Raw genomic sequence first — 15,879 nt, 5'->3', positions numbered from 1 at the left:
ACAAGTTTTTTACTAAAATCTTAAAAATATTATTATGAACAAAAACAAACTTTTCACGATTCACTTTTCACTTTTAGCTTTCCTCCTGCTCTTTGTTTCTTGCGGTTGTAGCAAGGACAATAAAAAGATGGTAGAAAACCCTACTCCTCAGCCACCTACCGAAAAGAACCGCCCAATGGAATTTGCTTCCGATGAAGCTTTCTTAGATTATATCCAGCGTGCGCACCTCAACTATATGTGGGAGGGAGCAGAACCTAATTCGGGTTTAGCCCCTGAACGCAATCATATAGATGTCCCTTCCGATGATGCTCATATCATCACTACGGGAGGTTCGGGCTTTGGGATTGCAGGGCTATTGGTAGGCGTAGAACGCGGTTTTATCCCTCGTGCTGAGGCAGTAGAAAGATTTACTAAAATCGTAACTTTCTTGGAGAAAGCCGACCGCTATCACGGGGTATGGTCGCACTGGATTGATGGTCGTACCGGTAAAACCAAACCTTTCGGGCAAAAAGACAATGGGGGCGACCTTGTAGAAAGTGCTTTCTTGATGCAGGGCTTGCTCTGCGTGCGTCAGTATTTCAAAGATGGCAACGATACCGAAAAATCCTTAGCCCAGCGCATTGATAGATTGTGGCGCGAAATGGAATGGGATTGGTATCTCAACGGACAAGAGGTACTCTATTGGCATTGGAGTCCTGATTACGATTGGCAGATGAATTTCCCGCTCAAAGGTTATAACGAATGCCTGATTACCTATATTTTGGCAGCATCTTCGCCTACGCACACCATTCCTGCTTCGGCTTATCACAACGGTTGGGCACGTGGAGGAGCTATCAAAAGCTCTCAGGTAACTTACAATCTGCCATTGATTCTCAAACACAACGGCGCAGAGCAATACGGAGGTCCTCTATTTTGGGCACATTATTCGTACATAGGCTTGAACCCCAAAGGACTCAGCGATGATTACGCCAATTACTGGGATTTGAACCGCAATCACACCCTTATCAACTACAAATATTGTGTAGAAAACCCCAAAGGTTATAAAGGTTATGGAGCAAACTGCTGGGGACTTACCGCCAGCTATTCAGTAAAAGGCTACTCAGCCCACCAACCAACTAACGATTTAGGGGTAATTGTGCCTACTGCCGCCCTTTCCAGCTTCCCTTATACACCTCAAGAATCTATGGCAGCCCTCAAACATTTCTATTACGATTTAGGAGATGTGATATGGGGTAAATACGGCTTCTACGATGCTTTCAGCGAGCAAGCAGTTTGGTATCCTAAACGCTATCTCGCAATCGACCAGCTCACTATTGCCCCAATGATAGAAAACCACCGCACAGGTTTCGTATGGAAACTCTTTATGAGTTGCCCCGAAGTACAACAAGGACTCAAAAAACTAAACTTTAAGGTGCAATAACCACAACTTCTTACTTTCTGCCCATCGTGCTACGATCTTTGCCAAAGTTTTTAATTGCCCGTGCGGCTCTTACCTTTGACAAAGGTTATTTATCCTTTTTTCTAGTCTCTAATTTGTTAATTAACAAATTACTTTCTACCTTTGCCAGCAACTAAAACTCTATACCTTATGCGTATGCGTGTTTTTCTATGTATTTTGATAGGTTGGTGGGGAATGATGATACACGCACAATTGTTACCTCCTATCTATAACTATACCCCCTCAGAATATAAGGGGGAAAGCCAGAATTGGAAAATATGTCAAGCTGACAATAAGAAGATATATTTTGCTAATAACATAGGTCTTTTGGAGTTCAATGGGGTAGTGTGGCAGCGTTACCCTTTGCCCAACGGAGCCATTGCTCGTGCCGTAAGTGCCAAAGGCAACACCCTTTATACGGGAGGTTTTGCCGAATTTGGCTATTGGCAACCTAACAAATTCAACGAACTGCAATACACCTCTTTAAGCCGCCAATTAAACCCCACCGATATAGAAGATGAAGAAATATGGAAAATCATCTTTTCCGATCGCTGGGTATTGTTCCAATCGCTGCATAAAATCTTTATTTACGACACTCAACAACAGCGTTTTAAGATAATTAGCGCTACTCATCACCTACCTAAAATCTTCAAAATAGGTGAACATATCTATTTCCAAAAGATGAAAGAAGGCTTATTCAAGCTCGTCAATGGTGAAGAAGTATTAGTTACCGATCATCCTCTCTTTCGCGAACATATCCTCATCAATCTACTTCCTCAAAAAGAACACTTTCTATTCGTTACCCAAGACAAAGGAATTTACGAAGGTACTCCTACCCAAATTGAAGCGTGGAAAGTAAGCGCTTCTCAATTGATTAACACCCTCAATATATATAGTTGCGAACGACTAAGCGACGGCTCATTGGTGTTAGGAACTATTGCCAAAGGCGTGTATAGAATTTCTGCTAAGGGCGAGCTTTTGGAACATTTGCAACAAAAAGAAGGCTTGCAAAACAACACAGTACTCTCTATTTTTGAGGACAAAGAACACAATGTATGGCTGGGATTAGACAATGGTATCAGTATGGTGAATTTCTTTTCACCTTTCCGTTTGTATAAAGATTATGAGGGGATACTCGGGGCAGTCTACACCTCCATCGTACATCAAGGAACCTTGTATTTGGGTACCAATCAAGGATTGTTCTACACCCCCTTCCCCTTGCAATCGAATAGTAAATTCAGTCTTGTTGAGGGAACTAACGGACAGGTATGGCAACTAAAAGTAGTGGAAAATACACTGTTCTGCGGTCATAATTCGGGTACGTTTATTATAGAGAATCACCAAGCTACCTCTATATGTAACCTATTGGGTACGTGGGATGTAAAACCTATAGCAGGATATTCTAATTGGCTCTTGCAAGGCAATTACGAAGGCTTGCATTTGCTTGAAAAGAAAGATGGGCGTTGGCAGTATCGCAATAAAATAGAGGGATTCAACGTGTCGAGTAGGTTTTTTGAGTTTATCTCACCTACCGAACTATTGGTGAGCCACGAGTACAAAGGGGTTTTCCGCTTGCAACTGAATGATGATTTTACCAAAGTAACCCAAGTACACAAAGAAACTTCTGCCCCAATGGGGCGCAAGTCGGCAATTGCCAAATACCGCAATGAGATTTGGTATTTCACCGAAAAAGGTTTGTTTAAATACAACACTACAACGCATAAATTTGTACAAGATGAAGCCCTTACACAGCAGCTCTTCCACCAAGATAGTTACCTATCGGGTACGCTTGTGCAAGGCAAGGACGAGGGCTTGTGGGCATTTACTCAGCACAATATCGTGAAGATAGCACAAGGCAAACTCGACAATGTTCCTCAACTGAAAAAAATGCCTCTCTCAGCATCCTTCCGCAAAGACCTTGTAGGCTATGAAAATCTTTATGAATACCGCGAAGGCGACTGTCTGTTGGGTACTAGCACGGGCTTTATGAGTTTTGTATTCAACCAAGTAACCCATACCCCCTACGAGGTGCATATAGAACACATTGCTAGCAGTAGGGTAGAGGGGGCTTTGCGTGCTATAGCCTTAGATACCAAAGAAATAGAATTCAATCATACCGAAAACAACTTCACTTTTAGTTATAGCGTGCCTGCTTATTGTGGTATGTTTCCATCGGTATACCAATATAAACTCAAAGGACTTTATGAGCATTGGAGCGATTGGAGTGAAGAGGCTACTGTGCGTTTTGAAAACCTGCCTGCTGGCGACTATACTTTTTTGGTAAGAGCCAAAGTGGGAGATGCCATATCACCTAACACCGCCTCTTTTCATTTCGTAATTCGCAAACCTTGGTATGCCACCAATGTGATGATAGCCTTTTACATTGCACTTCTATGCGGATTGCTCTTGGTGGTGCATCGCGTGTATAGAGTGCATTACAAGCGTCATAAGAAAAAAGTAGAGCAAGAAAAAGAAAAAGAACTCGCCCTGATACAATTAGAGAACGACCGCACCGTGATGCAACTCCGCAATGATAAACTCCAAAGTGAAGTAGAGAGCAAAAACCGTGAATTGGCAGCAACTACTATGAGCATAGTGCGCAAAAACGAACTGCTGATGAGTATCAAAGAAGCGCTTTTGAGCAGTGGTAATAGCAAAGAAGTGTTGCATATTGTGGACGACAATATCAACAGTGAAGGCGACTGGGAACATTTTCAAGATATTTTTAACCAAACCGACCGTGATTTTCTCACCCGCCTCAAAGCCCTCCACCCCGATTTAACCCCCAATGACATCAAACTCTGTATTTACCTGCGATTGAACCTTTCTAGCAAAGAAATAGCCCCATTGCTAAACATCTCTACCCAAAGTATAGAGATCAAGCGTTATCGCCTCCGCAAAAAGATGCTTTTAGAACGCAATCAAAACCTCACCGATTATATTTTAAAACTCTAAAATTATCACTACACTTTGCCAAAGTCCTTAGACTTTGGCAAAGGCTATTTAACATTCTATCACCTATACATTACCTATACAACCCCGTTTTTTAACAGATACTTTTACTTGTTTTTTACCTTTACATTCACTTTGTAGAATATTTATAAACGTACTATATTACAATCAATTAAAAAATGAAACTTATCAATAATCAACTATACAAACCTAAAAAAATAACCCTTGTATATTTTTTGTATAGGTAAAATCTTTTGTGTGTTGAAAAATTGCGTTTATATTTGCGCTGTAATTAAAACATAAACCAAAAGAAAGAAAAAGCAATATATATGAAAACATTTTTCTTACCTATTCTACTGTTTTTATGTACAAGTTTGGCAATGGCTCAAACTTATCGCATAAAAGGAAATGTGAAAGACGCTACAGGTACTCCTATGATAGGGGTTTCAGTAGTGGTCAAAGGCACTTCACACGGTGTCTCTACCGATTTTGACGGGAATTTCACCTTAGAAAACGTCAAAAAAGGTCAGTTGTTAGTTTTCTCTTATGTAGGCTACACTACCCAAGAGAAAATGGTAGCCAATGGCAATCCGCTAAATATCATTTTGGAAGAGGATACTCAAACCCTCGGTGAAGTGGTGCTTATTGGATATGGCACTCAAAAGGTAAAGGACGTAACGGGTTCTGTATCAGTAGTGGATGCGAAAACTATCGACGACCTCAAACCGGTAGATGCCGCTACTGCCCTGCAAGGTACTACCTCAGGGGTGAGTGTAAACAAGGCTTCAGGCTCTCCAGGGGGTAAAATCAACATTCTCATTCGCGGGGTGAGTTCTAATGGTAGCAACGAGCCTTTGGTAATTATCGATGGTTATGAAGGGGCACTCAATAGTATCAATCCTGAGGATATCGAGAGTCTTACTGTACTAAAAGATGCACAAGCAGCTATCTATGGTATCAAAGGAGCCAATGGGGTAGTGCTTGTAACTACTAAGGGTGGACGTAAAAATACACCTTTAGAAGTGAAAATCAGTTCGTATGCAGGTATCCAGCAAACTACCAAAAAGTTGGATTATATGAATGCTACCGAGTATGCTGCTTTGCTCAACGAAAGTTATGCCGCCAACGGTCAGCCATTACCTTTTGGCAATTTAGCTGCTTTAGGTAAAGGTGTCAATTGGCAAGATGAGGTCTTCAAGAATACGACAATTTCCGATGTAACTGCCAGCATCTCTGGCGGTGGTGAGAAATTCAGTTATTATTTTGGTGCTTCTCACCTCACTCAGGACGGTATTGTCGCTCCTGAAAAATCTAACTTCAAACGCAATAATGTGAAAGTGAGTTTGGGTGCCGATATCACTTCTAAACTCAAAATGAACTTCACTGCCAACTATTACAACAACAAGCGCAAAACCATTGAGGAAAACGGTTTGGGTGCAGTGCTCTTCAACGCTTTGAACTTCTCACCTACTTATAAATTAGACGATGAGGATTTAACAGGCTTCTTGGGCAATGAGGTAATCAACCCTTTAGCACAGATTAAAAATACCTATAATCAGTACGATGGCAATGGCTTGGAAGGTAACTTTCAGTTGAGTTATAATCTTATCGAAGGTTTAGACCTTACTTCACGCATCGGTTTTAAAACCTATAACGATGAGAAAAAAGATTTCCAACCGCTGAGCTTCTTTGGTACAGGTAAGATTTTCAACCGTAGCCGTAGTACAGTAACGCAAGATAAGAATGAAACTCACGCTTATACGTGGGAAACTTTCGCTACTTACAACAAAACTTTCTGGAAAAACCACAACACTTCACTCACTCTAGGTACTAGTGCACAACGCAATTGGGGCAGCGGCTTGAGTGCTACAGGCTACGATGTGCCTAACAACTCTTGGGATTTTGCCGATATTGGTCTCACCACTGGTACGAACAGTAGCAAAACGAACAATTCCTATGTAAACGATTCGCGCCTTACCTCTTTCTTTGGTCGTTTGCAATACGATTATAAGAGCAAATACCTCCTATCAGCAATGTTGCGCCGTGATGCTTCTTCCGATTTTCCTAAAGATAATCGTGCCGACCTATTTTCATCAGTAACTGCCGGTTGGAAAGTCTCCGATGAAGGCTTCTTGAAAGATAGCAAATGGATAGACTTCCTCAAATTGCGCGGTAGTTATGGTACACTCGGTAACAATGCCGGTAAGAATCTTTATAAGGCGATTTTAAATGGGGAAGCCGTGTATGTGTTCAACGGACAAATAGTGCGCGGTACTGCTGTGGGCAAATTGCCTAACCCAAGTGCCAAATGGGAAGTAGCCGAAAAGTTAGACGTTGGTTTTGATTTCAATACGCTCGGCAACCGCTTGTCGTTAGTGTTTGATTACTTTATAGAAAAACGCAACGATTTGCTCATCTCTAATTTTCCAGTATCAGGAATTATAGGTACAGCAGCTCCAGGAGCTTCAAACCCTACTGTGAATGCAGGAAATACTGAGAATAAGGGCTTTGAGGTAGCGTTAGGTTATAGAAGTGATGTAACCAAACCTTTCTCTTGGGGCTTCAACTACAATATCACCCGTTTAGACGGCAAAGTGGTGTCAATCAATGGTGATGTGATTCCTGAAGGAGGAGCTTTCAGCGTGGGTCAGTTAGCACCTGCACGTATGGAAGTAGGGCAACCTATTGGCTACTTCTATGGTTTGCAAGCCGATGGTATCTTCCAGAACCAAGCTGAGGTAGATGCGCACCCTTCACAACTCGCTTTAGGGGCGCCTGCCAAACCTGGTGACATTCGTTATAAAGATGTAAATGGCGATGGAGTAATCGATTTTAAAGACCGTACTTATTTGGGTAAACCTACCGCTACTTACTATATGGGCTTGAACCTCAATGCTAAGTATAAAAACTTTGACCTTTCCACCTATATGTATGCCGAGCTCGATAAAGAGATGGTGCGCAACTACGAGCGTTCACAACCTAACGTAAATCGTCAGCGTTTGTACCTCGATCGTTGGCGCGGTGAGGGTACCAGCAATAGCGTGCCTCGCGTAACCACAGGGGCGACTACCAATAATTTGTTCTCAAGTTTCTTTGTTGAGGATGCCTCTTTCTTGCGCATTCAAAACATACAGTTAGGCTATTCTATTCCTACATCGGTATTAGAGAGTGTGAAAATGAAGAGTTTCCGCGTGTATTTTTCAGTAAACAACGCCTTTACATTCACTAAATACAAAGGATATGACCCTTCAGCGACCTCTGGCGATGCTATTGGTGGAGGTATTGATTACGGCTTCTATCCACAAGCTCGTCAGTTTATCTTAGGATTTAATACCTCATTCTAAAAAGTCGTTCCATCTAACAGCGAAGCCACCAATCTCATCAGCGTAAGCTGAAATTCGTGTAAATTCGTGCGATTCGTGGGCGAAAAAACTATCAGCGTAAGCTGAAGTTTGTGGGCTGTTCTATAACATATAAAAACATAAACAAATGAAAACGATATACAAACTACAGAAATGGACAGTAGGGCTAATGCTCCTCGCTTTTGCCCTTGCTTGTTCCGATGATTTTCTCGATAAAACCAAACAGTACGAGATAAACTCTGAAAGTTACTTTAATTCTAAAGAAGATTACCAAAATGCGCTGATTGCAGCCTATGACCTGTTGCATTCTACGTATATAAATGTACTGATGGGTGAAATAGCCTCCGATAATACGCTTTGTGGGGGTGAAAGTGCTTCCGATGTACCTGGTTTTCAACAAATAGATCAGATGATTCACACCCCTATCAATAGCCAACTCAAAAACTTGTGGGACTGGATGTTCGCAGGCGTGAACCGCTCGGCTTATATTTTGGAATTCCAAAACAAAACTGCTTTTGAGGGCAAAGAGGTGATTATTGCCGAAGCGCACTTCCTCCACGCTTATTACAATTTTGAACTCGTGAAATGGTTCGGAGCTATTCCGCTCAAAGAAAACAAACGTTTTGAACGCGGCGACGAACAAAAAATACCTCGTTCTCCTGTGAGTGAAGTCTATGCTGCTATCGAGAAAGACCTTTTGGCTGCCATTCCTCACTTGCCTACAACACCCCCCGATGGTCAAGTAGGACGTGCTACCAAAGGAGCGGCTCAAGCACTGCTCGGCAAGGTGTATTTATACCAAAACAAATTTGCTGAAGCTGCTCAAATATTAGAAACTGTAATACATAGCAATACTTATTCTCTCGTAACCGATTATGCCTCTATCTTTGAAAAAGAAGGTGAAAATGGTGCTGAATCAGTGTTCGAGGTACAGTATTCTGATGCTGAAGGTGCTGGTTTTGAGTGTTTGCAATGTAGTGAAGGGAATGTGGCAGTAGGGTTTAACAGTATCCGCAACTATAATGGACCTACTTTCGATTCTGGTTATAGTTTCAATGTGCCCGTACAAGAAGCTGTCGATGCTTTTGAAGCTGGCGACCTCCGCAAAGATGTTGCTATCTTGGATATCGTAGCGTGGGCAGCAGCGAACAACGCTACTTATGCCGAAGGGTATAAACATACAGGCTATTTCAATAGAAAATATATTGCTCGCAAAGGCGACCTCAATAGCCCCGACCAAAACCTTACCAACCCTAATAACTATCGTGCCATTCGCTATGCCGATGTACTCTTAATGGCTGCCGAAGCGCTCAATCGTGGTAATATCAGCGATGAACGTGCTCGCGACTATCTCAACCAAGTGCGCAAACGTGCCTTTGGTGATGAAAATCACAATGTTACCGTGTCTGGCTCTGCACTTACTGAGGCAATATGGAAAGAACGTCGCGTAGAGTTCTTAGGTGAAGGATTGCGCTTTTTCGACTTAGTGCGTACTGGCAAAGGTACCGAAATACAAGGCTTTACTGCCAATAAAAACGAAGTATTCCCCGTGCCTTACGAAGAAATACGCTTTGCTAATGGTAACTGGCAACAAAACCAAGGATATTAATGACGAACCTCTTACCTCTTATCTCTTATCTAAATTAAAATGAAAACACTCAAAACCCTAATAGCACTACTGTTCCTTATTGGAATGGTAGCTTGCGAAAAAGATAAGGACGACCTCAGTTTCGTCCAAAATGCCACGGCTCCTACCGATGTCTCAGCAAAATTTCAGGTGAGTACTGATAACTCAGGAGCTGTAACCATCACCCCAATAGCTACGGGAGTAACCTCCTATAAGGTCTATTTCGGCGATAGTACTGCAACTCCCACTACAGTAAAAGCAGGTGGTTCGGTAACACACACTTATGCTGAAGGTAGTTACCAAGTGAAAATCGTAGCCGTGAACATCGCTGGCAAGGAAGCCGAAGTGACCTTGCCTTTAGAGGTGTCGTTCCGCGCCCCTGAAAATGTAGAAGTAACTGTGGCTAACGACCAAGCAGTTTCTAAAAAAGTGAATGTAACGGCTAAAGCAAATTTTGCGATTACCTATGATGTGTATTTTGGTGAGAGCGCCGATGAAAAACCAGTGTCTGGCAATATAGGTGAAGCAGTTTCACACATTTATAAACAAACAGGTACTTACACCCTTACCATAGAGGTGAAAGGTGCTGGCAAACAAACTACCAAAGTACAAAAATCGGTACGAGTAATTGCTTTGCAACAGCCTACTACTGCGGCTCCCCAACCTCCAATCTGCAAAGCACAAGAGGTCGTTTCACTTTTCAGTGGACGATATACCAATGTGGCAGACACCGATTTCAACCCTAATTGGGGGCAAGCTACTGCCTACAACCTCTTTAAGTTGGGCACCGATGAAATCTTGCAATACGCTCACCTCAATTATCAAGGTATCCAATTTGCCCGAGAAATCAACCTATCAGCGATGGACTTCTTACATTTAGATGTTTGGACTGCCGATGCTACCGCTTTAGATATCTATTTGATTAGCAAAAGCACAGGTGCTGACGGTGAGAAGTTCGTCAAAAAGACCCTCACTGCCGATAAGTGGACAAGCATCGATATTCCGCTAACCGACTATACCAAACAAGGATTTGTAATCACCGATGTACACCAAATCAAATTGGTAGGACAAGGCACGGTATTTATTGATAACTTGTATTTCTACAAAAAGTCGAATACCGTGATAATCGAAAACTTTGAAGGTACAGCTCCCGAATTTACTACCTTTGGTGATATGGCAAATGTAGAAGTAGTTGCTAACCCCAATACTACAGGCAATACATCTACTAAAGTAGTAAAAATGGTGCGTACCAAAGGTAGCCAAACGTGGGCAGGTGCGTTCTTCACTTCCGAAAATTTGGATATGAACGCTCATAAAGTCCTTAAATTGAAAGCGCTATCACCTAAAACAGGTATTGTTGTAAAAGTAAAATTAGAGAATGCTGCGGGTAATATTTCTAAAGAAGTAGATGCTCGTATCACCAAAAAGAATACTTGGGAAGAACTTTCTTTTGATTTTACTGGCATTGATACCAGCGCAACCTACACTAAAGTAGTTGTTTTCTTCGACTTTGGTGAAAAAGGTGATGATACCACTTATTACTACGACGAAATAACACTGAATTAATTGCTCGTGCAACTCGCACCAAATTAACAAATTAAAATGAAAACCTTAAATCTTTTAACCCTATTAGTTGCTTTTGTCTTTATAAGTTGTAAAGATAAGCACGAGTTTGGAGACCTTACACCTCCTTCTAATGTAAATGCCTCATTTAGTATCGTGGGGGCTGATAACACTCATCCTCACGGCGATGGCACGGGCTTGGTGAACTTTGTAGTAACCGCCCAAAACGCCATTTCTTACCGCATTGATTTTGGCGATGGCAAGACCGAAATGGCTCCCTCTGGTAAAATCCAACACCGCTATACTAAAGTAGGTACCAACAAATTTACAGCAGTAGTAAGTGCTGTAGGTGCAGGAGGATCTATGAGTTCTGTGTCTTTAGAATTGGAAGTATATAGTTCCTTCTCCGATGCTGAAGCCGAAAATATGCTCGCTGGTAAGAATGTAGGCGATACTAAAACTTGGTATTGGGCTGCCAATGTAGCAGGATATGCAGGCTTAGGACCTCAAGAAAGTGGCGATAATGGCGAATATGGCTACCCCGCTTGGTGGCAAGCAACACCGTTCGATGCTACACGTACTTGTATGTTCGAAAATTCCTTCATCTTCACCCGTACAGCCAATGGTATTACCTATAAACAAACTGCCAATCACGTGTTTATACCAGGAGCTTACGCCGAGGTGTTAGGTGTAACTAAAGACCAATGTCACGGCACCGATGTAGTACCTACAATTACAGGCGAAAAACAAGTGTCCTTTGTCCCTTCTACTTCCAAAGCCGCTACCCAAGGTAAGTATGACAACAAAGCCTATCGCGGTACAGCTATCGAGCTCTCCAATGGCGGTATGCTCGGCTGGTGGGTTGGTGCAAGCACTTATGATATCATCAGCCTTACCGATACCCAACTCATCGTACGCGTGATGCAACCTAATAGTCAGTTTGCTTGGTATCACATTTTCACCACTACCAAACCTTCCGAAAATAGTTTTACCAATCTCGTGTGGTCTGATGAGTTTAACAAAGCGGGTACCCCCGATGCGACAAAATGGACGTATGATTTAGGTCGTGGCAACAACGGTTGGGGTAATAACGAGTTGCAAACCTATACCAAAAATCCCGAAAATGTGAAAGTGGAAAATGGTGTGCTAAAAATCACTGCCAAAGCCGATGGTAATGGTGGTTATACTTCTGCCCGCCTCAAAACCGAAGGATTGTATGGCTTCAAATATGGTAAAGTGGAAATAAAAGCCAAATTGCCTGCTTCTCAAGGTACTTGGCCTGCAATGTGGTTCTTGGGCAACAACTTTGCTACCGAGGGCTGGCCTAAATGTGGTGAAATAGATATGCTCGAGCAAAAAGGTAATAAAAAGACTCATATTCTCGGCGCTTGCCATTGGTATGACACCGATAGCAACCATCAAGGTGATTACGACAAAGAAACAGCTGTGACAGGTACATCAAACGATTTTCATATCTATACGATGACGTGGACAGAAAAAAAGATTATCTTTGCAGTCGATAACAAGAACTATTTCGAAATGGACAACAACGCTAAATTGCCATTCAACCAAAAATTCTTCCTCATCCTAAACGTCGCAATGGGAGGAACATTGGGAGGTCAAGTAGCTAATAATTTCACCGAAGATAGCCTTGAAATCGATTACGTGAGAATTTATCAGTAATTCAATCGCAAACTTTTTATGTAGGGGCGTATTGTATACGCCCTCACATCATGTCCGGACGTATGGTATACGCCCACATAATATATAATTTTTGTAAATTCGTGAGTTTATAGCGAACTCATCTTAAAATAAGTTTTATGAAGAAATTAATCTGTGCCGCTACTATCTTATTCGCTGTAGTAGCTTGTAATAATTCGTCAAAAACCGACGATAACACCCCCGTGAAATGGGAGTCTTTCAGTGGCGATAAAAACATCGAACGCAAAGTAGATTCTTTGTTAGCACTGATGACCTTAGAAGAAAAAATCGGACAGCTCACTCAGTTTGCTGCCGATTGGGATGTTACAGGTCCCGTAATGTCCGATGACTTTCAGCCTTACCTCGAAAAAGGTCTTGTGGGCAGTGTGTTCAACGCTGTTACCGTACCTGGTGTGCGCAAAATGCAGGATATTGCTGTCAAAAAAACTCGTTTAGGCATTCCTATCCTCTTTGGTTACGACGTGATTCACGGTTATAAAACCATATTCCCTATGTCGCTTGCCGAAGCCTGCTCTTGGGATTTAGACCTAATGAGCCAAACCGCTGCCATTGCTGCCGAAGAAGCTGCCGCCGATGGTATCAAATGGACGTTTGCTCCTATGGTAGATATTGCTCGCGATCCGCGCTGGGGTCGTGTGATGGAAGGTGCTGGCGAAGACCCTTTCTTGGGAAGTGAAATCGCTAAAGCTCGCGTACAAGGATTTCAAGGCGGCACCGATTGGCACTCGCTCAATAAAACCAATACTATTTTGGCGTGCGTAAAACACTTTGCTGCCTATGGTGCTGCCGAGTCAGGTCGCGACTACAACACCGCCGAGCTCTCCCAACACACTCTGTGGAATGTCTATCTCCCACCTTATAAAGCAGCTATCGATGCAGGAGTGGGTACAGTAATGGCTTCCTTCAACGAGGTGAATGGTATCCCTGCAACTGCCAATCGCTACCTAATGACGGATATCCTCCGCAAGCAATGGGGCTTCAAAGGCTTTGTAGTAACTGATTATACTGGTATCAACGAACTCATTCCTCACGGTATTGCTGCCGATAACAAACACGCTGCCGAATTGGCTATCAATGCGGGTATCGATATGGATATGACGGGATCTAACTTTATCAAGCATCTCAAAAAATCAGTTGAAGAGGGCAAAGTAAAAGAAGAAGCTATCAACACCGCTGTACGCCGTATCTTGGAAATGAAATTCGTATTAGGCTTGTTTGACGACCCTTACAAGTTCCTCGATGAGAACCGCGCCAAAGCAACCCTTATGAAACCGGAGTTCTTGCAAGTAGCACGCACAGCCGTTACTAAATCGGTGGTATTGCTCAAGAATAATGCTGAGGTATTGCCTATCACTCCCGATATGGTGAAAAAGGTAGCTCTCATAGGACCTATGGTAAAAGATTCTATCAACCAAAATGGCGAATGGCAAGGTCGTGGCGACCGTGAACTTAGCGCTTCTCTTTTCAAAGGATTGCAAGAAGTGTATAAAGATAGTAAGGTGCAGTTCAGCTATGCCAAAGGTTGTACGCTTACCGCTACAACTTCTGCCGATATTGCCAAAGCAGTAGCTACAGCACGCGCTGCCGATGTAGCAGTGGTAGCCTTAGGTGAAGATTATAACTGGTCTGGTGAATCTGCTTGTCTCACCGATATACGTTTGCGCGCTCCTCAACGTGAATTGTTACGCGCGCTCAAACAAGCAGGCAAACCTATAGTATTATTGGTGTATAGTGGTCGTCCGCTCGATCTCAGTGAAGAGAGTGAATTAGCTGATGCTATTTTGCAAGTGTGGTTCCCTGGTACCCAGTCAGGTTATGGCATCGCTGATGTATTAGCAGGCAAGTACAACCCTTCAGGGCGTTTGGTAATGAGTTTTCCTCGCAATGTAGGTCAAGTGCCTGTGTATTACAACCAAAAAGCCACTGGTCGTCCCGTAGATCCTAATAACCCAATGGGTGATTATCGTTCTAAATATGAGGATTCACCTATCACACCGCTTTATCCATTTGGTTACGGATTGAGTTACACCACCTTTAATATTAGTAATGTACAGCTCAGCAGTGCCACCCTCAACAAAGGAGGCAAACTCACTGTTACAGCCCAAGTAGCCAATACCGGCAAGCGCGATGGTGAAATAGTAGTGCAATTGTACATTCGCGATTTGGTGGGTAGCGTAACCCGTCCAGTCAAAGAGCTCAAAGGTTTCCAAAAAGTCGCACTCAAAGCCAGCGAAAGCAAGCAAGTACAGTTTGAAATTACCGAAGACCTTTTAGCCTTCTACAACGCCGATTTGAAAAAAGTAACCGAACCCGGTGCTTTCAAACTCTGGGTAGCTCAACACTCCGCCGACAACAGCAACGAAAAAGATTTCGAACTAAAATAGATTTTTTCTTTCATTATTGCTAAACTTTGCCAAAGGTTTTAATAGCTTCACAGCTACACCTTTGGCAAAGTTTTTTATAAGACCATCTTTGCAACTCGCACTTCCCATAATCCCCACAAACTGCCCGTGCGGTTCGCACGTCCGAGCCTCTCCGAGTCTCTCTGAGAACTCCCACCACCCTACAACCCGTGCAACTCCCACCACCCACAAATCGCCCGTGCAGCTCGCACCTCCCACCGCTCCCACCGCTCCCACCACTCCCACCACTCCTACACCTCCCATAGTTCCCACTGCTCCCACCGCTCCCACCACCTTCATTAAAACCCATTTGATTTTCAACATTTTAAAAAATATTTTATCAAAAATCATAAAAAAAACTCTCAAAAATTTTGGAGGTTTCAAAATTTGTTATACTTTTGCGCTCTGTAAGACAAAAACGCCGGCATAGCTCAGTTGGCCAGAGCACGTGATTTGTAATCTCGGGGTCGTGGGTTCGAATCCCTCTGCCGGCTCAAAATAAAGTACATATTTTAATAGTTTAAAATTTCTCGGGGAGATACTCAAGCGGCCAACGAGGGCAGACTGTAAATCTGCTGGTTTTACCTTCACAGGTTCGAATCCTGTTCTCCCCACTGTCATATTTTTATTTTTTTTGCGGGAGTAGCTCAGTTGGTAGAGCGTCAGCCTTCCAAGCTGAATGTCGCGAGTTCGAACCTCGTCTCCCGCTCTTTTCGTGTATGCTGATGTAGCTCAGGGGTAGAGCACTTCCTTGGTAAGGAAGAGGTCACGAGTTCAAATCTCGTCATCAGCTCATATTATCTTTTGTACACA

Annotated in this window: 8 protein-coding genes and 4 tRNA genes; 11 read left to right on the top strand and 1 reads right to left on the bottom strand. The window is 42.9% G+C overall.

Translation table 11 applies throughout. From position 1 onward, the window contains the following. Nucleotides 1-34 precede the first annotated feature (34 nt). From DR017_RS07625 to DR017_RS07595, 7 genes are all read left to right on the top strand, one after another. Nucleotides 35-1,420 carry a glucoamylase family protein gene (locus DR017_RS07625; RefSeq protein WP_002677792.1) on the top strand — a complete coding sequence of 462 codons (1,386 nt, stop codon included), beginning with the start codon at nt 35-37 and terminating at the stop codon, nt 1,418-1,420. A gap of 168 nt (nt 1,421-1,588) precedes the next feature. Beyond that, nucleotides 1,589-4,393, top strand: a complete 2,805-nt coding sequence (locus DR017_RS07620) for a triple tyrosine motif-containing protein (RefSeq protein ID WP_002677752.1) — start codon at nt 1,589-1,591, stop codon at nt 4,391-4,393. Between the two features lie 326 nt (nt 4,394-4,719). Beyond that, complete coding sequence (locus DR017_RS07615; protein WP_002677965.1) at nt 4,720-7,734, top strand: SusC/RagA family TonB-linked outer membrane protein; 3,015 nt, start codon at nt 4,720-4,722, stop codon at nt 7,732-7,734. 145 nt (nt 7,735-7,879) lie between these two features. Next, nucleotides 7,880-9,361 (top strand): RagB/SusD family nutrient uptake outer membrane protein, encoded by a 1,482-nt coding sequence (locus DR017_RS07610; protein ID WP_002677725.1) that lies wholly within the window; start codon nt 7,880-7,882, stop codon nt 9,359-9,361. Between the two features lie 39 nt (nt 9,362-9,400). Continuing rightward, complete coding sequence (locus DR017_RS07605) at nt 9,401-10,945, top strand: hypothetical protein (protein ID WP_002677695.1); 1,545 nt, start codon at nt 9,401-9,403, stop codon at nt 10,943-10,945. A gap of 36 nt (nt 10,946-10,981) precedes the next feature. Then, nucleotides 10,982-12,625, top strand: coding sequence for a family 16 glycosylhydrolase (locus tag DR017_RS07600; RefSeq protein WP_040360772.1), 1,644 nt, complete (start codon nt 10,982-10,984; stop codon nt 12,623-12,625). 137 nt (nt 12,626-12,762) lie between these two features. Further along, a complete protein-coding gene (locus DR017_RS07595; RefSeq protein WP_002677986.1) occupies nt 12,763-15,048 on the top strand; it encodes a glycoside hydrolase family 3 N-terminal domain-containing protein in 2,286 nt (761 codons plus the stop codon). Here the strand turns inward: DR017_RS07595 and DR017_RS14110 are convergent. Then, nucleotides 15,040-15,390, bottom strand: coding sequence for a hypothetical protein (locus DR017_RS14110; protein WP_157753327.1), 351 nt, complete (start codon nt 15,388-15,390; stop codon nt 15,040-15,042). The genes DR017_RS07595 and DR017_RS14110 overlap by 9 nt on opposite strands. Nucleotides 15,391-15,486: 96 nt before the next feature. On the opposite strand from DR017_RS14110, the gene DR017_RS07580 reads away from it, so the two are divergent. From DR017_RS07580 to DR017_RS07565, 4 genes are all read left to right on the top strand, one after another. Continuing rightward, a tRNA-Thr gene (locus DR017_RS07580) sits at nt 15,487-15,560 on the top strand. Nucleotides 15,561-15,598: 38 nt separating this feature from the next. Beyond that, nucleotides 15,599-15,680 (top strand) — tRNA-Tyr (locus DR017_RS07575). Nucleotides 15,681-15,702: 22 nt separating this feature from the next. Further along, nucleotides 15,703-15,775, top strand: a tRNA-Gly gene (locus DR017_RS07570). Nucleotides 15,776-15,787: 12 nt separating this feature from the next. Continuing rightward, nucleotides 15,788-15,859, top strand: a tRNA-Thr gene (locus DR017_RS07565). Nucleotides 15,860-15,879: the final 20 nt, after the last annotated feature.

It is taken from the genome of Capnocytophaga sputigena (assembly GCF_900446695.1).
Taxonomy (GTDB): Bacteria; Bacteroidota; Bacteroidia; order Flavobacteriales; family Flavobacteriaceae; genus Capnocytophaga; species Capnocytophaga sputigena.
Note: the sequence above shows the minus strand (reverse complement) of the source record. Positions and strands in the feature narration are given on the sequence as shown.